Annotated in this window: 22 protein-coding genes; 13 read left to right on the top strand and 9 right to left on the bottom strand. The window is 36.8% G+C overall.

The features are described 5' to 3' along the window. Positions 1 to 3: 3 nt before the first annotated feature. From MKO06_RS09880 to MKO06_RS09840, 9 genes are all read right to left on the bottom strand, one after another. Entirely contained in the window at positions 4 to 714 is a 711-nt protein-coding gene (locus tag MKO06_RS09880; RefSeq protein ID WP_241552010.1) for a lycopene cyclase domain-containing protein, read from the bottom strand. Between the two features lie 4 nt (positions 715 to 718). After that, a complete protein-coding gene (locus tag MKO06_RS09875; protein ID WP_241552009.1) occupies positions 719 to 1,519 on the bottom strand; it encodes an AlbA family DNA-binding domain-containing protein in 801 nt (266 codons plus the stop codon). A gap of 89 nt (positions 1,520 to 1,608) precedes the next feature. After that, the gene (locus tag MKO06_RS09870) at positions 1,609 to 1,884 is read right to left on the bottom strand and encodes a DUF5676 family membrane protein (protein ID WP_156284558.1); all 276 of its coding nucleotides are present in this window, start codon (positions 1,882 to 1,884) and stop codon (positions 1,609 to 1,611) included. 18 nt (positions 1,885 to 1,902) lie between these two features. Then, entirely contained in the window at positions 1,903 to 2,121 is a 219-nt protein-coding gene (locus MKO06_RS09865) for an SHOCT domain-containing protein (RefSeq protein WP_156284560.1), read from the bottom strand. A 24-nt stretch (positions 2,122 to 2,145) separates the two neighbouring features. Beyond that, positions 2,146 to 2,352: a heavy-metal-associated domain-containing protein gene (locus MKO06_RS09860; protein ID WP_241552008.1), complete on the bottom strand. Its 207-nt coding sequence runs from the start codon at positions 2,350 to 2,352 to the stop codon at positions 2,146 to 2,148. Then, positions 2,349 to 2,597: a hypothetical protein gene (locus MKO06_RS09855; RefSeq protein WP_241552007.1), complete on the bottom strand. Its 249-nt coding sequence runs from the start codon at positions 2,595 to 2,597 to the stop codon at positions 2,349 to 2,351. The genes MKO06_RS09860 and MKO06_RS09855 overlap by 4 nt, the downstream gene beginning before the upstream one ends. 34 nt (positions 2,598 to 2,631) lie before the next feature. After that, positions 2,632 to 3,231 carry a WG repeat-containing protein gene (locus MKO06_RS09850; protein ID WP_241552006.1) on the bottom strand — a complete coding sequence of 200 codons (600 nt, stop codon included), beginning with the start codon at positions 3,229 to 3,231 and terminating at the stop codon, positions 2,632 to 2,634. Between the two features lie 171 nt (positions 3,232 to 3,402). Further along, the gene (locus tag MKO06_RS09845; RefSeq protein WP_241552005.1) at positions 3,403 to 3,984 is read right to left on the bottom strand and encodes a helix-turn-helix domain-containing protein; all 582 of its coding nucleotides are present in this window, start codon (positions 3,982 to 3,984) and stop codon (positions 3,403 to 3,405) included. A 179-nt stretch (positions 3,985 to 4,163) separates the two neighbouring features. Next, a complete protein-coding gene (locus MKO06_RS09840) occupies positions 4,164 to 4,586 on the bottom strand; it encodes an HYC_CC_PP family protein (RefSeq protein ID WP_241552004.1) in 423 nt (140 codons plus the stop codon). Positions 4,587 to 4,865: 279 nt separating this feature from the next. On the opposite strand from MKO06_RS09840, the gene MKO06_RS09835 reads away from it, so the two are divergent. The 13 genes from MKO06_RS09835 to MKO06_RS09780 all read left to right on the top strand — a co-directional run bounded on the left by MKO06_RS09835 (position 4,866) and on the right by MKO06_RS09780 (position 18,045). Further along, positions 4,866 to 5,282 (top strand): HYC_CC_PP family protein, encoded by a 417-nt coding sequence (locus tag MKO06_RS09835; protein ID WP_416173196.1) that lies wholly within the window; start codon positions 4,866 to 4,868, stop codon positions 5,280 to 5,282. A 105-nt stretch (positions 5,283 to 5,387) separates the two neighbouring features. Beyond that, the gene (locus tag MKO06_RS09830) at positions 5,388 to 9,128 is read left to right on the top strand and encodes an efflux RND transporter permease subunit (protein WP_241552002.1); all 3,741 of its coding nucleotides are present in this window, start codon (positions 5,388 to 5,390) and stop codon (positions 9,126 to 9,128) included. Beyond that, positions 9,125 to 10,342, top strand: coding sequence for a TolC family protein (locus MKO06_RS09825; protein WP_241552001.1), 1,218 nt, complete (start codon positions 9,125 to 9,127; stop codon positions 10,340 to 10,342). Before MKO06_RS09830 ends, MKO06_RS09825 begins: the two co-directional genes overlap by 4 nt. A gap of 71 nt (positions 10,343 to 10,413) precedes the next feature. Further along, positions 10,414 to 12,786, top strand: a complete 2,373-nt coding sequence (locus MKO06_RS09820; RefSeq protein WP_241552000.1) for a multicopper oxidase domain-containing protein — start codon at positions 10,414 to 10,416, stop codon at positions 12,784 to 12,786. A 3-nt stretch (positions 12,787 to 12,789) separates the two neighbouring features. Further along, positions 12,790 to 14,097, top strand: a complete 1,308-nt coding sequence (locus tag MKO06_RS09815) for an APC family permease (RefSeq protein WP_241551999.1) — start codon at positions 12,790 to 12,792, stop codon at positions 14,095 to 14,097. Between the two features lie 33 nt (positions 14,098 to 14,130). Continuing rightward, positions 14,131 to 14,691, top strand: a complete 561-nt coding sequence (locus MKO06_RS09810) for a hypothetical protein (RefSeq protein ID WP_241551998.1) — start codon at positions 14,131 to 14,133, stop codon at positions 14,689 to 14,691. A gap of 58 nt (positions 14,692 to 14,749) precedes the next feature. Next, a complete protein-coding gene (locus tag MKO06_RS17165) occupies positions 14,750 to 14,941 on the top strand; it encodes an SHOCT domain-containing protein (protein WP_425248411.1) in 192 nt (63 codons plus the stop codon). A gap of 4 nt (positions 14,942 to 14,945) precedes the next feature. Then, positions 14,946 to 15,335 (top strand): DUF302 domain-containing protein, encoded by a 390-nt coding sequence (locus MKO06_RS09805; RefSeq protein WP_241551997.1) that lies wholly within the window; start codon positions 14,946 to 14,948, stop codon positions 15,333 to 15,335. Positions 15,336 to 15,342: 7 nt separating this feature from the next. After that, positions 15,343 to 15,816 carry a DUF302 domain-containing protein gene (locus tag MKO06_RS09800; RefSeq protein WP_241551996.1) on the top strand — a complete coding sequence of 158 codons (474 nt, stop codon included), beginning with the start codon at positions 15,343 to 15,345 and terminating at the stop codon, positions 15,814 to 15,816. Positions 15,817 to 15,839: 23 nt separating this feature from the next. Next, positions 15,840 to 16,376 carry a DUF3347 domain-containing protein gene (locus MKO06_RS09795; protein WP_241551995.1) on the top strand — a complete coding sequence of 179 codons (537 nt, stop codon included), beginning with the start codon at positions 15,840 to 15,842 and terminating at the stop codon, positions 16,374 to 16,376. A gap of 17 nt (positions 16,377 to 16,393) precedes the next feature. Further along, positions 16,394 to 17,008, top strand: coding sequence for a DUF3347 domain-containing protein (locus tag MKO06_RS09790; protein WP_241551994.1), 615 nt, complete (start codon positions 16,394 to 16,396; stop codon positions 17,006 to 17,008). Continuing rightward, positions 17,009 to 17,461, top strand: coding sequence for a heme-binding domain-containing protein (locus tag MKO06_RS09785; RefSeq protein ID WP_241551993.1), 453 nt, complete (start codon positions 17,009 to 17,011; stop codon positions 17,459 to 17,461). Between the two features lie 23 nt (positions 17,462 to 17,484). Continuing rightward, entirely contained in the window at positions 17,485 to 18,045 is a 561-nt protein-coding gene (locus MKO06_RS09780; protein ID WP_241551992.1) for a DUF3347 domain-containing protein, read from the top strand. Positions 18,046 to 18,404 lie beyond the last annotated feature (359 nt).

Here is an 18,404-nt window from a genome sequence, read left to right as displayed (position 1 = left end):
GTATTAGTTGGTTGATATTTCTTTTGATTTTATAAGTTTTCTCCAATACAAGTGTTCATATAATCCAGACCAATACATACCAAAGGTGAAAGCGAATAATAATTCTTCAATTGGAATTCCTAAAACAAGAATATGGGTCAGGTTGTCCATATTCCAGTACAGCTCCACATATTGCGGATAAAACGGAAGGATGCTTCCGAAATAAATGAAGTACAGTATGGTAAACAGAATTCCCCCAACCCATATCTTTCCTTTTAAATCCGGACGACAATAAAGTGTTGCCAAGCCACCTATGAACAAAGCTATAATACCGCAATAAATGTGATTGAACGACGTAAATAGCGCTAGAATGATGAACACGTATGCTGGCGTAAAAAGTAGAAAAATATGCAATCGGTGCCTGCTATGACTTCGTTCGCTATGCGGTATTTGGGCAAGTCTTCTTTTAAAAATAAGATTGTAGAGTACCGTCCCTATTCCGCCAATGGCAAAAGAGAAGATAAGGCTCTCAATATCAAAACCTATTCTTTCCGCTAAATGGAATAAGGAAGGTGGCATCCAATATTCTGGTACAAATAATGGTTCTGTTAAACCAAAGGGCATCGTAATAAGGCTCATTTTAAGCATTTCTTTTCTATTCCCTTTTTTAGACAAGAAAATAACTGCCCAAAGTGCAAGGATAATGAGAGACCATATAAACCAGACGTATTGCATAGACCTATTGCTTTCTATTTTCTAAATAATTAACAGCTTCTTTAACAGTCAATGGGTAGGTTGCATTGCCAGTACGCACATAGAATGTGGTGTTTTCGGTATCGTTGACATAAATGGGTTTTTCCGAAGGTTCGATATCCACTACGCACACATCTTTTTCATTAATACTGTAAAATGAAATATGGTTGCTGAAACAAGCCTCGTGCCCCAATTGCGTAGAAATAATCCTGAACACCGCACGTTCATACCCATCCATGTTTTTATGCTTTAGGGTTTTATAATCTTTTTCCAATCCCAGAACATTTCCTTCGTCATCAACACCAATTATAAGTTTTCCACCTTTTGCGTTCATAAACCCTGTGATGGTTTTGGCTATGATAACTTCTAGGTCGCGATTGGTTGATTTACGGTAATAGTCATAACGTATGGAAGACTTCAACTCGACCCGTTCATTTTCGCCAGCTTGGATTAATGCCTCGATATCTTGAACAAGTAATCGTTGTTGTGTTCCAATGAGTTCATTTTTCCTTTTAAGGTTTATCCAAAACAAACCAGACAGTAGTCCCAACAGACCACCTAAGAGCGTGAGTAAACCTCCCATTCCACTCATATCAAAAGTGAAAGACTCTAAAAATCGGGTTTTTAAAACATCTTGAAACAGGGAAAACGAAAACACTGTGTTACTATATTCAAACCAATAGAGCACCATTGTAAAAGGGTGTACCAGGAAATAGAAGATGCCTGCCCAAATTAATACTGGAACAGCTATTGTTTTAATATTTCTAAGAGGTTTCTTATTCTGCATTATTAAGGATTTAAAACTTATTTTATATAGTTATGTTCTAATTAAAGAGGTTTATTGCCAAATGCTTTTAAATTTTCCCTGATAAAAAATTATCCCCTTTTAATTTGGGCATTGTAAAATGCTGCAATGCACGCTCCAATTAACCAACCTAAAATGAAGGTTTGAACAATACCGAAAAATGCTTCCAAAAGGGGAACGTCCATTCTTATTATATTGCTTGTGTCCAGACCGTGTAAAAGACTATTGAAAAATATAATCGTTCCTTCTTGTCCCGCTGTTGCCATCACGATCATACAGCCCAAATAAATCAAAGCTCCAGTAAGACCGAGGGCAAAACCAAATTTTTTTACGTTCAATCGATACATAGTTTATGTGTTTTTAGGTTAGTTATCTGGGTTTATTAATTTTTTATATTCTTCAAATTCCTCCTTTGAGATTTCACCCCTGGCAAACCTTTTTTTTAGGATATCCAATGGCTTTTCTTTTTTTGATTTTTGGTAGGGAATATCTGTTGGGATAAAGAAAATCCAAGCCAATAAAATAATCCATATAATCCACCATATTAGGTGCATTCCTCCAAAATGTCCGTCGTATAAATGCATAATTTTTGGTTTTAATTAATTTATTTATGTAATTGTGTACCCGTTAAGTTTGCTGAGCTGCTTTTGCAATTCAGTAATTGAAAGATTTTCCGTCATTGTGATGAGCGTTGCTCCTTTTGGTTCCAGAAAAATTTCTGCCTTTTCGATATTGGGGTGTTCTTCTAAAGTCTTCTTGACCCTTGTTACACATCCACCACAACTGATTCCCTCTATTTGAAATTTTTGTTTCATCTTGTTTTTGTTTTAGTGATGTTCCCTTCTTGATCGTATTTCTTATCATTTTTATCCAAATTTTTATCAGATAATCCATGGGTGTGAGTTCCGTGTTGCATTGGCATCATTAGGTGTATGGCGAACATTAATAAAATGAATGCAAAAAGCCAGGTTCCGCCTCCAATACCAATTGAAGGAGCAAAAAAGATGAGTAACAAGGGAAGGCCACAACCAATGACCATCCATAACCAGTGATTTTTCATTGTTTTTGTTTTTGAAATTGAAATTATATCTGTTTTAATTTATTTTTTTGATCTTCCATTTTTTATTGATTCCCTCAATTGCAATAAGGTCTTCAGAAATAAATTTTGAAGTTATATTAGGAGCCACTTTCAAATACCTCTTTGAAAGTGTAATGTGTATCGGATCTTCATTTAAATACTGACGAATTTCTCCATCCTTATCAATAATTACTTCGAAATAGTGGTAGTTCACCACGTTCTTCATAAGTTCGTTGCTCCCAAGTTGTTCCTTGACCAACTTCAGTACAATGGCCGAACCATTTTTAAAATTAGAAGCGTTCAGGAATTCAGGTGTAATAACTGTTACCCCATCTTTATTTATATATCCGTAGTAGAGAACCCCATCCTTATGATGTGCAATCAAGCATCTATCGTTTTTGAAAATTGGATAATTGGCGTTATCCGTTTTTGTGAGAACCAAATCATTGCGAAAATCAATCAATAAGCTTCCGTCTTTGGCAATAAAACCCCATTCGTTTCCTTTTTTAACGGCGGCGATGCCATTGTTAAAAGGTGATATATAATCTAAATTTTCCAAGGTTTGCGCAATTCCCATAAAAGGAATTATTAAAATCACTATTAATATTTTTTTCATTGTTTTATTTTTTTTGGTTAATTCTTACTTTTCATCATTCGAAGGGCCTGAACTGGCTTGTGAGATAATTGAGGGGTTATCAACACAAGCCGTGAGGAGATGTCCAGGCTTAAATTGAATGTAAACCTACCTACTTTTAAAGTATTTCATCTTCATAATTTTCTTTCTTATTTATATGATTTCATCATAGAACCTACGCTTCCAATTTCCTATGTTTTTGTAATCTGTCATACTCATTCCTACGACTTCCTTAAACTGCCTGGATAAATGATTTACACTGCTATAATCCAGTAGATAGCCTATATCTGAAAAGGTATGTTGCTTAAGTTGGATAAGTTCTTTAACCTTCTCTATCTTCAATTTGATAAAGTACTTTTCAATGGTTGTTTTTTCATTGGTTGAGAATAGTTTGCTTAATGTCTTGTAATCCTTGTGAAGACTTGATGCTAATAGTTCAGATATCTTTACTTTAATATGTAACGGCAACTCTTGCAGTTGTTCAATTAGAATGATCTTCATTCTTTCAACAAGCATCTCTTCTTCTTTTTTTACTATTTCAAAACTATTGGCGTGTAGCACCCTTGTTACGTTATCTGTAATGGCAACTTCATTTAGGTTAGGTGCTTCTACCATTAACCTTCCCAACTCTAATGAGAGTACAGTAATATCTAATTCTTGAAGTTCTTGTTTTATAACTTTGAGGCATCTGCTACAAACCATATTCTTAATCCAAAATTCTTTTCGTGAGCTCATTTTAGTATAGGTATTGCTATTGGGCATGGAGCTCAATAGATCATAAGGTTTTGGCCTTACATGTTTAAATTGATGAAATGTGTTGTGGAATAACGGTTTACAACAATCTTTAACCAGAAGTGGTTCTTTGATTATAAGATAGAATACAGATTGATACGTTCAATCTACAGGGAAGAAAATCAAATTAAATAAATCTCGTTGAGAACTTGTAAGTCCTTAGATAGCAAAGGCGGCCTATAGTGTTTGAAAGGGACGATGTTTGCTTCAAGCCCTTCAAACAGATTAAGGTAGGTATAAAAGAAGGTTCTAAGAAAGAATATATCTTCAGACTCAAGTTGGGTATTAACCTTTTTTATGGTATCATCGCCTGTTTTGACCAAAGTTTGATTGCTGCAGCAGTCTTTTTCTTGAATAGAAGTGCATTGCTTAGTGGTGGAATCTTTCTCTAGTTCCTTGTCTTGACAGACTTTGGCTTTACCCAAAAGTGCCATATCCACCAATTTATTACAGCAGAAGTGCATATCTACTGTAAACGAAGAAGTACTAAAAAATATAGTAGCTGTTAAAAAGAAGGCTAATATTTTGGTAAAAAAAGATTTCACGTAATAAATTTAATAATTTTATATAAAATATTTAAAATATATGTTAAATAATTAGATTTTAGTATTATATTTTAGTTAAGAGTAGATTTTAGTTAACGTTACGAATGTAAATTAGTTGACTATGAAAAAATATGACTTCCGTCATATAAAATCGATTCTAACTTTATGTTATTTGCAGTAATCTTAATCCAGATGTAAAATAGTCTCTAGGTTTTTATAAACTAAACTCTTTGTTAAATAAAAGAAATCTTCTAATTTTTTTTTAGCTTTGTATTCTTAATGAAAAAGGTTTTCTTAAAATTATCATCATTTTTTATGGCACTTTTAGTGCTGTTTTCAACGTTTTCTTTTACGTTGGCGAGTCACTATTGTGGTGATGTTTTAGTTGATTCTTCATTGTTTGGAAAAGTAGAAACCTGTGGTATGGAAGTACAAAAAACTTCCACTTCTTTAAATTGTGATATTACCAAGAATAATTGTTGTAGTGATGAACAACTGCTTTTGGAAGGACAAGACACCTTAAAAATTTCCTTTGAAAAGTTGGATAAAGAACACCAAATATTTGTTGTTTCATTAGTCCAATCTTATTTATATTTATTTGAATATGAAAACTCAGATAAGAAAACATTTATAAATTATTCCCCACCACCCCTCATAAGAGATGTTCAAGTCTTAGACCAGACTTTCCTCATTTGATTTTTAAGTAAATAACTCTTAAGTCCAATCTTAACTTGTTTGGACTAAACTGCTTATATCTTGTTTCCTCAACAAGTATTGTTATTACTTAAAACTCATTTTTTTATGCTGAATAAGAGCATTAAATTTTTAATAGAAAATAAATTAGTAGCTGTATTGCTATTAGCCCTTTTCGTCGCTTGGGGTGTGGTAAACGCACCATTTGAATGGAACACGGGTTCACTGCCCCGAAACCCCGTGGCCGTGGATGCCATACCTGATATCGGTGAAAACCAGCAAATCGTATTTACGAAATGGGACGGTCGTTCCCCTCAGGATATCGAAGACCAAATAACTTATCCGTTAACCACCTCACTACTTGGAATTCCCGGTGTCAAAACGATTAGAAGTTCTTCTATGTTTGGATTTTCAAGTATCTACATCATATTTGAAGAAGATATTGAATTCTATTGGAGCCGTAGCCGAATTCTTGAAAAATTAAATTCATTACCGGCTGGATTACTTCCCGATGGTGTAAACCCTGCTTTAGGACCTGATGCCACAGGCCTTGGACAGATTTATTGGTATACCCTGGAAGGTCGTGATGAAAACGGTAATGTAACTGGCGGTTGGGATTTACAAGAATTAAGAAGCATCCAAGACTTCTATGTAAAATATGCGTTGTCATCTGCAAGTGGCGTTTCAGAAGTGGCTTCCATCGGTGGATATGTATTAGAATATCAAGTAGATGTGAATCCTGAATTAATGCGGCAATACAACATAGGTTTAAATGAGGTTGTGAAAGCGGTTAAACAGAGCAATAAGGATGTTGGCGCACAAACGCTTGAAATCAACCAAGCTGAATATCTCATAAGAGGATTGGGTTACATAAAAAAACTTTCTGATTTAGAAAACGCGGTAGTTACTTCAAAGGATTTTACATCCATTCGTATAAAAGATATCGCAAAAGTAACACACGGTCCTGCTACAAGAAGAGGCTTATTGGACAAAGAAGGTGCAGAGGCAGTTGGTGGTGTTGTAGTAGCCCGCTATGGTGCCAATCCTATGGAAGTCATTAACAACGTAAAAGAAAAAATAAACGAGTTAAGTTCTGGGCTTCCATCAAAAACATTAAGCGATGGGAGGACTTCGCAATTGACCATAGTACCGTTTTATGACAGAACGGAATTAATCCAGGAAACCTTGGGCACGCTTGATGAAGCGCTCACTTTAGAGATATTGATTACCATTTTTGTGATTATTATTATGGTCTTCAATTTAAGGGCTTCCGTATTGATATCAGGTCTTTTGCCCGTAGCGGTTTTAATGGTTTTCATTTCAATGAAACTGTTCAACGTAGATGCAAATATTGTAGCATTGTCAGGGATTGCTATTGCTATTGGAACAATGGTCGATGTGGGCGTCATACTTTCAGAAAATGTTTTGCGACATATAGATGAAAATGACGAGAATCTACCTATGAATACTGTTGTTTATAACGCAACTGCCGAAGTTTCTGGAGCCATCTTAACGGCAGTAATGACAACTATAATAAGTTTCATTCCTGTGTTTACTATGATTGGTGCAGAAGGGAAATTATTTAGGCCGTTGGCTTTTACCAAAACGGCAGCTCTTACCGCATCTCTTATTGTTGCATTGTTTTTGATACCCCCTTTCGCGGCTTATTTCTTTAAGAAGAGAAACATAAAAACTACTTTTAGCTATGTGTTAAATGGAGCATTGATTGTTTTTGGCGTTTTGGCTCTAATTTTTGGCTATCCTCTCGGATTAATATTAGTTGCATTTGGTGTGGTTGGCTTCCTTTCATTAAAGGAAAAGATTACATCAAAACGTGCCAACATCATTAACATATTTGTGTCGGCTTTTGCTATCATATTTTTACTGGCAGAATATTGGAGACCATTGGGCGTTGATCGAAGTATTCTTATCAACTTAATCTTCGTTGGTCTTATCTGTTTTGGACTTCTCGGAGTTTTTACCCTGTTTAGAAATTACTATGTGAGAATCTTAAATTGGGCATTACGCAATAAGCTGTTGTTTCTTTCGCTACCTACTGCCATTGTAATTTTTGGAGTGATGATTATGCGTAATACTGGAAAAGAGTTTATGCCTTCACTTAACGAAGGATCTTTTCTCCTTATGCCCACATCAATGCCGCACGCAGGTGTGGAGGAAAATAAACGTGTACTACAGCAACTCGATATGGCCGTTGCGAGCATTCCAGAAATTGAAACCGTCGTGGGTAAGTCTGGGCGCACAGAATCTGCATTAGACCCAGCACCATTGTCAATGTATGAGAATGTCATTCAATACAAATCTGAATACATTTTAAATGAACATCGCGAAAGACAACGCTTTAAGGTAAACGAAGACGGCTTATTTGTTTTAAAGGATGGTAGTTTAGTGACTAACCCTAATAGTGAAATTGAAGTAGAAGATGATGAGTATAAAGCCTCAAAGATTACGAATCCATTCTCTGTAACAAGGGCACAGCTCATTCCAGATGACGATGGAGAATACTTTAGAAATTGGAGACCTGAAATTGAATCACCAGACGATATTTGGAAAGAAATCGTCAAGGTTACCAAACTTCCAGGTGTTACGTCTGCGCCCAAGCTACAGCCCATAGAAACACGCTTGGTAATGCTACAGACTGGTATGCGAGCACCTATGGGAATTAAGGTGAAAGGACAGGATTTAAAAGAAATTGAGGCGTTTGGGGTACAATTGGAAGATATCTTAAAACAGGCCGAAGGCGTAAAAGAAGAAGCGGTCTTTGCAGATAGGATTGTTGGAAAACCATACCTACTTATAGATATTGATAGAGAACGACTTGCTCGCTATGGCATAACCATAGAACAGGTACAGCAAGTGATACAGGTCTCTGTAGGTGGGATGGTACTTTCGCAAACAGTGGAAGGTAGGGAACGCTACGGCATTCGTGTGCGCTACCCCAGGGAATTACGCGCAAATCCTGCAGATTTGCAAGACATTTATGTTCCAGTAGAAAAAGGAAGTCCGGTTCCCTTAAGCGAGTTGGCCACCATAAGATACGAACAAGGGCCGCAGGTCATTAAAAGTGAGGACACCTTTTTAATTGGCTATGTTCTTTTCGATAAGTTGGACGGTTTCGCCGAAGTGGATGTAGTGGAAAATGCCCAAGCGCTCATTCAACAAAAGATTGATAACGGTGATCTAATTGTACCAAAAGGAATTAACTATCGCTTTACAGGTACCTACGAAAACCAACTGAGAGCCGAAAAAACTTTAAGCGTGGTTGTGCCATTAGCATTAGCTATCATATTTCTAATTCTTTATTTCCAATTCCGTTCTGTTGGCACATCCTTGATGGTATTTACCGGTATTGCGGTAGCCTTTGCTGGAGGGTTTCTTATGATTTGGTTCTACGGGCAAGACTGGTTCCTGAATTTTAGCTTTTTCGGAGAAAACCTGCGAGACCTGTTCCAAATGCACACTATAAATTTAAGTGTAGCTGTGTGGGTGGGCTTTATTGCCCTGTTTGGTATTGCGACAGATGATGGTGTGGTAATGGCCACATACCTCACACAAACCTTTGATAAGAATACACCCGAGACCAAGAAAGAAATAAGGGCATCAGTAGTGGAAGCAGGTGAAAAACGTATACGTCCGTGTCTAATGACAACTGCCACTACTATACTGGCTTTATTGCCAGTATTAACATCAACAGGAAGAGGTAGCGACATAATGATTCCTATGGCAATCCCATCGTTTGGAGGGATGTTAATTGCACTTATAACCTTATTTGTTGTACCGGTTTTATTTAGCTGGACAAAAGAATTTCAATTGAAAAGAACCATTAGATGAGATATATAATTGTAATAGCACTTCTATTTATCGCTTTCACGAAAGCTGATGCACAACAGTTGGCATCCTATATTCAGGAAGCCGAAAAGAACAGTCCAGAAATTCAGGCATTTGAGCTGCGTTACAATATCGCCGAAGAAAAAGTAAACGAAGCCGATTGGTTGCCCAATACGCTTGTTGGAGCAGGTTATTTTGTGAGCGAACCCGAAACCCGGACGGGTGCACAACGTGCGCGCTTTTCGGTATCCCAAATGCTGCCTTGGTTTGGCACTGTTACCGCGAGGGAAAATTATGCGAGTTCAATGGCAGACGCACAATATGTGGATATTGTTATTGCGAAACGAAGGTTAGCACTATCGATATCACAATCCTATTACAAACTATATTCAATCAAGGCAAAACAACTTGTTTTGGATGAAAACATTCAATTATTGGAAACCTATGAGCGGTTGGCATTGACATCGGTAGAAGTTGGTAAGGCTTCAGCTGTGGATGTTCTTCGCCTTCAAATACGTCAGAATGAACTGGTTCAGCAAATAGAAGTGCTGGAACAAGATTTCTTAGCAGAACAAACGGTATTCAATAATCTATTGAATCGGGATGAAACAATTGTAGTCGATGTTCCTAAAGAAATGACTATTCCTGCTGAAGAACCATTGGTCTCTAATGAGAACCTTAAACTGAACCCAGAACTTTTAAAATATGATAAGCTGTACGAATCTGTTGAGCAGTCAGAATTATTAAACCAAAAAGAGAGTTCGCCCAATATAGGTTTTGGATTGGATTATGTTCCGGTATCAGAACGTCCTGATATGAATTTTTCCGATAACGGAAAGGACATCGTGATGCCAATGGTTTCAGTGTCAATCCCAATTTTCAACAATAGGTACAAGTCAATTACCAAGCAAAATGAACTGAGGCAGTTAGAGATTACATCGCAAAAAGAAGATAGGTTGAATAAACTTGAAACGCTTCTGGCGCAGGCCCAGTACAACCGAAACAGTATGAAAATTAAGTTCAATGTACAGCTAAAGAATTTGCAACAGGCTAATGATGCAGAAGAAATATTGATCAAGAACTATGAAACAGGCACGATAGATTTTAATGACGTATTGGATGTTCAGGAACTTCAGCTGAAGTTTCAGATAAACCTAATTGAATCCATAAAAGGCTATTATACAGAATATGCTATGGTAAATTACCTAAGCAGTTAAGGATAAAATTAAAAAGGATAAGCTATTTAATCGCAATGCCTTAAAGTAATATAAAATAAATACAGAGAACAATGCTTAGAAAAATGACAATGTTACTTGTACTTCTCATTTCAACAAAGAGTATAGCACAATATGTAGCTAACAAGAGTGAAAAAAATATAGATAATTGGCCAGAACGAGTCTATGACCTTACCATTGACTACGAGACTGTAAATTTTACTGGCAAAGATGTCAAGGCTATGACCATAAATGGCGGTATTCCAGGACCTAACCTGGAGTTTAATGAAGGTGAATTTGCCATTATTAACGTAACCAATAAAATGGACGAGGAAACATCTGTACATTGGCACGGTTTAATTCTTCCAAACTTTTACGATGGGGTTCCTTATCTCACTACGCCACCCATTAAACCGGGTGAAACCCAACAATACAAATTTGCATTAAAACAATCCGGTACGTACTGGTATCATTCACATACAGGTCTACAAGAGCAAAGAGGTGTTTATGGCTCAATTCAAATCAATCCTAAAGAAACCAACATAGAATATGATAAGGATTTAGTGCTCGTCCTATCAGACTGGATGGATGAAAATCCCAAGACACAGCTTAGAAATTTAAAACGTGGCAACGAGTGGTATCTCATCAAGAAAAACCAAGTACAAAGTTGGGACAAAGTTATTGCCAAGGGAGCTACTGGCGCAAAGCTAAAAATGATGTGGCAACGTATGCCCGATATGGCAATTTTAGATAATTATTACGACAAGTTTTTTATTAATGGAGGGGCAGAACAGAATTATCCCGATTTAAGTCCTGGCGAAAAGGTTCGTGTACGTTTTGTAAATGCCGCAGCCGCCTCTTATTTCTGGCTCACATTTGGAGGTGAAGACCCAATGCTGGTTTCTGCGGATGGACTGGATGTTGTGCCTGTAGAGAAAAATAAAACCTTAATCGGTGTTGCAGAAACCTATGACTTTATTGTAACCATCCCAGAAAGCGGAAAATTGGAAATACTTGCTACCTCACAAGATGGTTCTGGTCAGGCATCAGCTTATTTAGGAACCGGCAAAATTTTGAATGCGCCTAAAGTTCCAAAACCAGACTTGATAAAGCAAATGCAAGAAATGATGTCAATGGATATGAAAATGGGCGCACCTGCAGCAAAGTTCAATCCTTCAAAGAACGATTCCATTGAAAAGATGAAAAAATATGCGATGAAGATGGATGGAATGCAAATGGACGGAATGAATATGAAAGACGATAATATGAAGATGGATGGGATGCAGAAAGACAAAGATTCCACGAAAATGAAGCACGACGAAATGGCTCACGAAGATATGAAAATGGAAAGTGACAAAGGGCAAATGAACGGCGGAATGAAAATGGGCTATATCGTGCCGCAAGACAAGGTTATTGGCGACAATATGAAAACAGGAGGAAATCCAGAATTTAACTATAACTATTTAAAAGCACCGGGAAACACTGAGTTTGAAGATGGAAAACCTGTGCGTGAAATGCTTTTCAACCTAACGGGAAATATGAATCGCTACGTATGGTCTATCAACGGTGTTCCGCTTTCTGAAACCGATAAAATTAAAATCAACCAAGGCGAAGTGGTTCGTATAACCCTGAACAATATGACGATGATGCACCACCCTATGCACCTACACGGTCACTTTTTTAGGGTGCTTAATGAAAATGGCGAGCGTAGTCCGTTAAAGCATACTGTAAACGTTGCACCTATGCAGAAAGTGGTTATCGAATTTGATGCCGTTGAGTATGGCGATTGGTTTTTCCATTGCCACGTACTTTACCATATAAATAGTGGGATGGCAAGGGTCTTCAGCTATGATACACCACGGGATGAAAGATTAAAAGGCTATCCACTTACTAATTTGACCACAGAAGCAGACCATATGTGGACTTGGGGCGAGGTGACAGCAGCAAGCCATATGACAGAATTGTTCTATACAGCAACCAATATACGTAACCAGTTCATAGTAAGAGGAGAATATGGTTGGAATGAAAATTTAGAAGCAGAGTTTACATACGAGCGTTGGCTCAATAGTTACTTCAGGGTGTTTGGTGGTGTAAATGTTGAAAATGAGGGCGAAGATAGTCTTGATGAGATTTCCACTACGGGTGTAGTTGGTGTGAGGTATCTACTACCATTGCTTATAGATTCCGATTTGAGAATCGATAATAAACTAAGACCAACAATCTCTTTCGCCACAGCAACAATGATATTTAGAAATGTAGCACTGTACGGTGAGTACGAATACCAAATGGACTTTGGTTGGGTTACAGATTTTGAGGAAGGAACTGATTTTAAAGAAGAAACTACTTGGCAAGTAGGTTTAGAGTTCGTTTTGAGTCGTGATTTCTCTTTGATGGGGAGCTATGACAACCGATTTGGAGCAGGTGGAGGATTATCGCTAAGATTTTAAGAAATGGCAGAATACAAGAAAAATAGTTTGAGTTTAACCGGAGCGGTATCGCTTGGTACTGGTGTAATGATAGGTGCAGGAATATTTGCATTATTAGGACAGGTAGCTGAGTTATCAGGGCAATGGTTTCCGTATGCATTTCTTGTAGGCGCTATCATTTCAGGATTTAGTGCATATACGTATGTGAAACTTTCCAATGCATATCCATCTGCTGGCGGTATTGCTACCTATCTAAAAAAGATATATGGTAAGGGTGCGGTAACAGCTTCTGGAGCGTTACTAATGGCACTTTCAATGGTCATTAATGAAAGTTTGGTAGCACGTACTTTTGGTTCGTACACGCTTCAATTATTCGATATAAATGACAATAGTGTTTGGGTGCCTATCCTTGGGGTAGTGCTGTTAATCGTTGCGTTTTTAATCAATATTTCTGGAAACAATATCATTGGCAAATCTTCCTTTGCAATGGCTATTTTAAAAATTGGAGGTATTGCAATTTTTGCCATTGGTGGATTATGGGCGGCAGGATTTTCATTTTCTGAAGTTGTCCCTTCAGAAAGTTTGACAGAATACCCTATTACCAATTATTTAGGAGCCTTGGCCCTTTCAATCTTAGCTTATAAGGGCTTTACCACGATTACGAATAGTGGTGAGGAAATCACCAACCCCAATAAAAATGTAGGGCGTGCAATTATAATATCACTGGTTATCTGTACCGTGGTATATCTACTTGTTGCATTTGCTGTTTCTTCTAACCTTACTATTGAAGAAATAATCAAAGCTAAGGACTATTCATTGGCCGAGGCATCAAGGCCTGCTTTCGGAAAGTACGGATTGTGGTTCACGGTGGGTATCGCAATCATAGCTACTATCTCAGGTGTGGTAGCAAGCATTTTTGCAGTGTCAAGGATGACTACAATGTTAACTCAGATGAATCTAATTCCCCATAAACATTTTGGGTTACCTGGTAAGTTGCAAAAACATATGCTCATTTACACCGTGGTTTTGGCACTTACAATGACCATTCTTTTTGACCTTACAAGAATTGCCTCACTAGGTGCTATTTTCTATCTAATTATGGATATAGGAATTCATTGGGGCGTACTTAAAAATATGAGAAAAGAGATAAACGCCCGTGCCTCTATTCTATATACTGCTATATTATTGGATTGTATTGTTTTGGCCGCGTTCTTATGGATAAAGGCTTCTAGCGACCTACTGGTCGTAATTGTAGCTGCAATACTGATGGTATTGATTTTTTTAGGCGAAAAATGGTTTCTAAAAAATAAAAGTGAAGAAAAAGAAAAATAGATAGACGATTTATAAATTTTAAAAAATAATAAAATGAAAACAACAGTAAAACTTTTAATGGTAATAGGAATAATAGGAACATTCGTTGGTTGCAAATCAACTTTCAGTGCAAGTGAAACTATGCAGGTTGAAGAAAATAGAAATGCTGTTTATGAAGAAATCATTTCAAACCCTGTTCAGTTTGCTGCATTCATAAGTGAGGCTCGAAAAAATGAAGAAGCCAAAATGATATTGATGAAATCCCATATGGAACAAATGGAATCTGGCAATATGAAAGTGATGATGCAGAAAAACCCCGAGATGAAAGAAAAAATGCAATCGCATATGCAAAAGATGATGGATGAAAACCCAGAAATGAAGGTGAAGATGCAAGAGAAGATGCTTAACAAAATGATGCAGAGCGATGAAGGGAGAAAAATGCTTATGGAAAAAATCCACGGTAATGATGAAATGAAAAAAGCGATGAAAAAAAGGATGTCGCAAATGATGGATGAGAACCCTGAAATGATGAAAGAAATGATGCAGAAGATGATGAAAAAAAATCCAGAAATGATGCAGAAAATGAAAGAAAAGATGAAGAATAAAGGGCAGTAAATTTCCGAAATCTATTGGCAATGAGAACAGTTTATTTAACAATTTAAAAGATATAGTTATGATGATGTGGTGGTGGATACTAATACCGATTATTTTGATTTTGGCCATATTCCTTTTTAGAGGAGGAAGTTTGCGAAACCCTGGAAGTAAGGAAAATTCTATGGATATACTAGACAACCGTTTTGCAAAGGGCGAAATATCAAAAGAGGAATACGAAGAACAAAAACGAACGATTAACTCTAAAAACTAAGAAGATGAACTATTATTTCAATAAAACCCTGAACGAAGACTTTGACAAAGTAATCGAAAAGGTTACTGAGGAACTGAAAAAAGAAGGTTTCGGAATACTAACAGAAATCAATGTAAATGAAACGCTAAAGAAGAAACTTGATGTTGATTTCAGAAGATATCAAATCTTAGGTGCTTGCAATCCACCATTTGCTAATAAGGCTCTAGAAGCAGAAGATAAAATAGGTACGATGTTGCCTTGCAATGTTATAGTTCAACAAAAAAATGAAACTACAGTAGAGGTAGCGGCAATTAATCCGCTAGCATCGATGCAAGCAGTTGAGAACAAAAAATTAAATGATGTTGCCAATGAAATTACAGAGAGGCTCAAAAAAGTAATTAGTCGATTAAAATAGAAATAGTATGGAAAATAGTGCGGACAAAAAACAACGATTACAAAGTCAAAATTATACAGAGAGCCGAAACACATCTTACAGTATTGTTAGACGCTACGGTTCCATAACTTTTGATGAGGCACTAACACAGTTAAGAGATGTTTTAAAGGACAAAGGATTTGACATCATCGGAGAAATGGATGTTAAGGACTACCTGAAGGACTATAACATCGATATGTCTCACCTAATAATTATGATGGTTTGTCATAAAGAAACGGCTGCCAACTTACTGTCCAACGATATCCAAATGACCTCACTCGTGCCTTGTAAAATTAGCATCAAAGCAATCGAAGATGCTTCTTTAATCGAGGTTTCCATCGAAGACGTTGAGACAACTTGGGGCATCTCTGACAAATCCGAAATAGAAGAAATAGCAAAAAGCGTAGGACAAGATTTAAAAGAAATCTTAGACCATTTAGGTCCAAAACATTTTAAACTATAGATTAATAATTTAATTCAAAAACAATGAAAACACTATTAAAAACTTCAATTCTAACCCTTGCACTCATTGCAATTGTAAGCTGCAAGGAAAAACAAACCGTAGAAATTAACACCCCAGAAGAGGTGAAGGCGGCCAAGAAAAAAACCGCAGATATCGCAGACCAAGGTTTTATTGACGGAATGACGGGAAAAGTATGGCACAATTACCTTGAAATTAAGATGGCGCTTGTGAGAGGTGATGCAGCAAAAGCAAAATCCATAAGTAAGGATATGGCCGCGTCTTTTGAAGAAGAAAGGATGGAGATGAAAAATCTCGCTCAAGAGATGGCAGATTCTGATGATATAGAAACGCTACGAAAACTGTTCGCCAAATTTACCGAAAAGGCCGGGCCGATGTTTGAAGACGCATTATCTGAAGGAACCATATACAAAAAATTCTGCCCAATGGCATTTAACAATGAGGGTGCCTATTGGTATGCCGATGTTAAAGAAATAACCAATCCCTATTTCGGAGATAAAATGTTGAAATGTGGGTCGGTAAAGAAAACTATTAATAAATAACCCTTAAATAAACAAAGATGAAAACGATTAAACAAAAATTAATTATACCCATAATCGCTATAGCTTTAGTTAGTGTTACTGCTTGTAAAGACGGAAGTAAAAATGAACCGGCAGCACCAATGAGCAATGAAATGCATAAGGAAAATCCAAATCACGATAATAGTGATGGTCATCACGATGGTCAAAATATGGAGATGGCTATGAACGGAGATGGGAATGGGCAAGCAGTACTAAATGACTATTTCAATTTAAAGAATGCCTTGGTGGGAGATGATAATGGTAAAGCCAAAGAACTTGGGGCAACCCTCGCAACATCCTTAGGAGATTTTGACGCTTCACAATATACCGATACCCAGCAATCAGAATTAAAGGATATTGTTGAAGATGCAGTTGAACACGCAGAACACATTTCAGAAAGTGATATAGCACACCAGCGAGAGCACTTTAAAATATTGAGCAAAGATGTAACCGATATGGTTGCTATTACAGGAACAGAAAACACGCTTTACCAACAGTTTTGTCCAATGTACGATGGCGGTAGTGCTTGGTTAAGTATGAGCAAAGACGTTAAGAATCCTTATTACGGAAGTCAAATGTTGAATTGTGGTAAGGTGCAAAAAGAGATTAACTAAATGAAAATTGTAAAGATTATAGCAATAGTACTACTGGTAGCGTTCGTGGGAATTCAATTTATTCCCACTACACGCAATCAAAGTGATACTGTACCGTCAACTGATTTTATGCTGGTCAATAATGTACCAGAGACTATTCAAAAAAAGTTACAGGTATCCTGCTATGATTGCCACAGTAATAATACTCAATACCCTTGGTATAATAAGATTCAACCTGTTGCTTGGTTTTTGGAAGACCACATTAAAGAAGGCAAGGCCGAACTTAATTTTAACGAATGGGATTCATTATCCAGCCGCAGAAAAGCAAGTAAGTTAAGGTCTATTATCAAGCAGATTGAAAATGGCGAAATGCCTTTGGATTCTTACACTTTTATACATAAAGATGCTAAGTTTTCTGAAGCGGAGACAGAAGAATTAATCAGTTTTATCACACAATTAAAAGATAGTTTATAAACAATAATTTAAAAATAATAAAAATGAAAAATCTAAAAATGAGTATAGCAGCAATGCTATTGTTAGCAGTTTCTTTTACCAATGCACAGGAAAAAGAAAAAATGAACCACGATCACGGTGATATGAAAATGGACCATAGTAAAATGATGGACGACAAAAGCGATATAAAAGCAGAAGCCGTATTAAGTGACTACTTTAATTTAAAAGATGCTTTGGTAGGAGATGATACTAAAAAAGCGGCACAGTCAGGCACTAAATTGGTAGCCTCACTTAAGGCATTTGACACGAAAAGTTATTCCAAAGAAGAACAGGAAGAACTGGCCGATATCATAGAAGATGCCACAGAGCACGCAGAACATATTTCTGAAAGTGCCATAGACCATCAACGGGAACATTTTAAAACCTTGAGTAAAGATATTACAGATATGGTGGCGATAACAGGTACAAAAAACACGCTGTACGAGCAGTATTGCCCAATGTATGATAAAGGGAGTGCTTGGTTAAGCTCAAGTAACGAAGTGAAAAACCCATATTACGGAAGTAAAATGCTGAAGTGCGGGAAAGTTCAAAAGACTATTCAATAGGTAATCCCTTCCCTAAGCATCTTTTTTTGCTCTGGTTTATTAGTTAACAGAAGTAAATAAGATGTCTGGGATATCTTGGGTAGTCATTAAGTCCTGTCGTGGGAAGGAAAAATAGATGATGGTTAGTGTTAGTTCCTTCCCAGGTCAGGCAAAAATTTAAGTCCTAATAAGAGAGAGGGCACATACTTTTGGTTGGTTAGTGAAGCCCTTTCTCTTAATTAGGCACAATAGATTTTAGGAAAAAGGAAGTTGATTTGGTTGATAGCGGCCTGAAAAAAAGGAAGAGATGTCAAATCGTTAGAATTGATTGTAATGCTATACCTGTTTCAGGCAAAATAGAAAAATTTTGAAAAAGAGAA

The organism is Christiangramia oceanisediminis (assembly GCF_022570735.2).
Classification (GTDB): domain Bacteria; phylum Bacteroidota; class Bacteroidia; order Flavobacteriales; family Flavobacteriaceae; genus Christiangramia; species Christiangramia oceanisediminis.
The sequence above is the reverse complement of the archived record's forward strand: the minus strand, read 5'-3'. Positions and strand labels throughout refer to the sequence as shown.

Bases quoted from the DNA above. Each gene is read 5' to 3' on its own strand.
- MKO06_RS09830 (WP_241552002.1), top strand. From the start codon at position 5,388: ATGCTGAATAAGAGCATTAAATTTTTAATAGAAAATAAATTAGTAGCT.
- MKO06_RS09870 (WP_156284558.1), bottom strand. From the start codon at position 1,884: ATGTATCGATTGAACGTAAAAAAATTTGGTTTTGCCCTCGGTCTTACT.
- MKO06_RS09855 (WP_241552007.1), bottom strand. From the start codon at position 2,597: ATGAAAAATCACTGGTTATGGATGGTCATTGGTTGTGGCCTTCCCTTG.
- MKO06_RS09850 (WP_241552006.1), bottom strand. From the start codon at position 3,231: ATGAAAAAAATATTAATAGTGATTTTAATAATTCCTTTTATGGGAATT.
- MKO06_RS09875 (WP_241552009.1), bottom strand. From the start codon at position 1,519: ATGCAGAATAAGAAACCTCTTAGAAATATTAAAACAATAGCTGTTCCA.
- MKO06_RS09865 (WP_156284560.1), bottom strand. From the start codon at position 2,121: ATGCATTTATACGACGGACATTTTGGAGGAATGCACCTAATATGGTGG.
- MKO06_RS09825 (WP_241552001.1), top strand. From the start codon at position 9,125: ATGAGATATATAATTGTAATAGCACTTCTATTTATCGCTTTCACGAAA.
- MKO06_RS09785 (WP_241551993.1), top strand. From the start codon at position 17,009: ATGAAAATTGTAAAGATTATAGCAATAGTACTACTGGTAGCGTTCGTG.
- MKO06_RS09860 (WP_241552008.1), bottom strand. From the start codon at position 2,352: ATGAAACAAAAATTTCAAATAGAGGGAATCAGTTGTGGTGGATGTGTA.
- MKO06_RS09780 (WP_241551992.1), top strand. From the start codon at position 17,485: ATGAAAAATCTAAAAATGAGTATAGCAGCAATGCTATTGTTAGCAGTT.
- MKO06_RS09805 (WP_241551997.1), top strand. From the start codon at position 14,946: ATGAACTATTATTTCAATAAAACCCTGAACGAAGACTTTGACAAAGTA.
- MKO06_RS09795 (WP_241551995.1), top strand. From the start codon at position 15,840: ATGAAAACACTATTAAAAACTTCAATTCTAACCCTTGCACTCATTGCA.
- MKO06_RS09845 (WP_241552005.1), bottom strand. From the start codon at position 3,984: ATGAGCTCACGAAAAGAATTTTGGATTAAGAATATGGTTTGTAGCAGA.
- MKO06_RS09820 (WP_241552000.1), top strand. From the start codon at position 10,414: ATGCTTAGAAAAATGACAATGTTACTTGTACTTCTCATTTCAACAAAG.
- MKO06_RS17165 (WP_425248411.1), top strand. From the start codon at position 14,750: ATGATGATGTGGTGGTGGATACTAATACCGATTATTTTGATTTTGGCC.
- MKO06_RS09815 (WP_241551999.1), top strand. From the start codon at position 12,790: ATGGCAGAATACAAGAAAAATAGTTTGAGTTTAACCGGAGCGGTATCG.
- MKO06_RS09810 (WP_241551998.1), top strand. From the start codon at position 14,131: ATGAAAACAACAGTAAAACTTTTAATGGTAATAGGAATAATAGGAACA.
- MKO06_RS09790 (WP_241551994.1), top strand. From the start codon at position 16,394: ATGAAAACGATTAAACAAAAATTAATTATACCCATAATCGCTATAGCT.
- MKO06_RS09835 (WP_416173196.1), top strand. From the start codon at position 4,866: ATGAAAAAGGTTTTCTTAAAATTATCATCATTTTTTATGGCACTTTTA.
- MKO06_RS09800 (WP_241551996.1), top strand. From the start codon at position 15,343: ATGGAAAATAGTGCGGACAAAAAACAACGATTACAAAGTCAAAATTAT.
- MKO06_RS09880 (WP_241552010.1), bottom strand. From the start codon at position 714: ATGCAATACGTCTGGTTTATATGGTCTCTCATTATCCTTGCACTTTGG.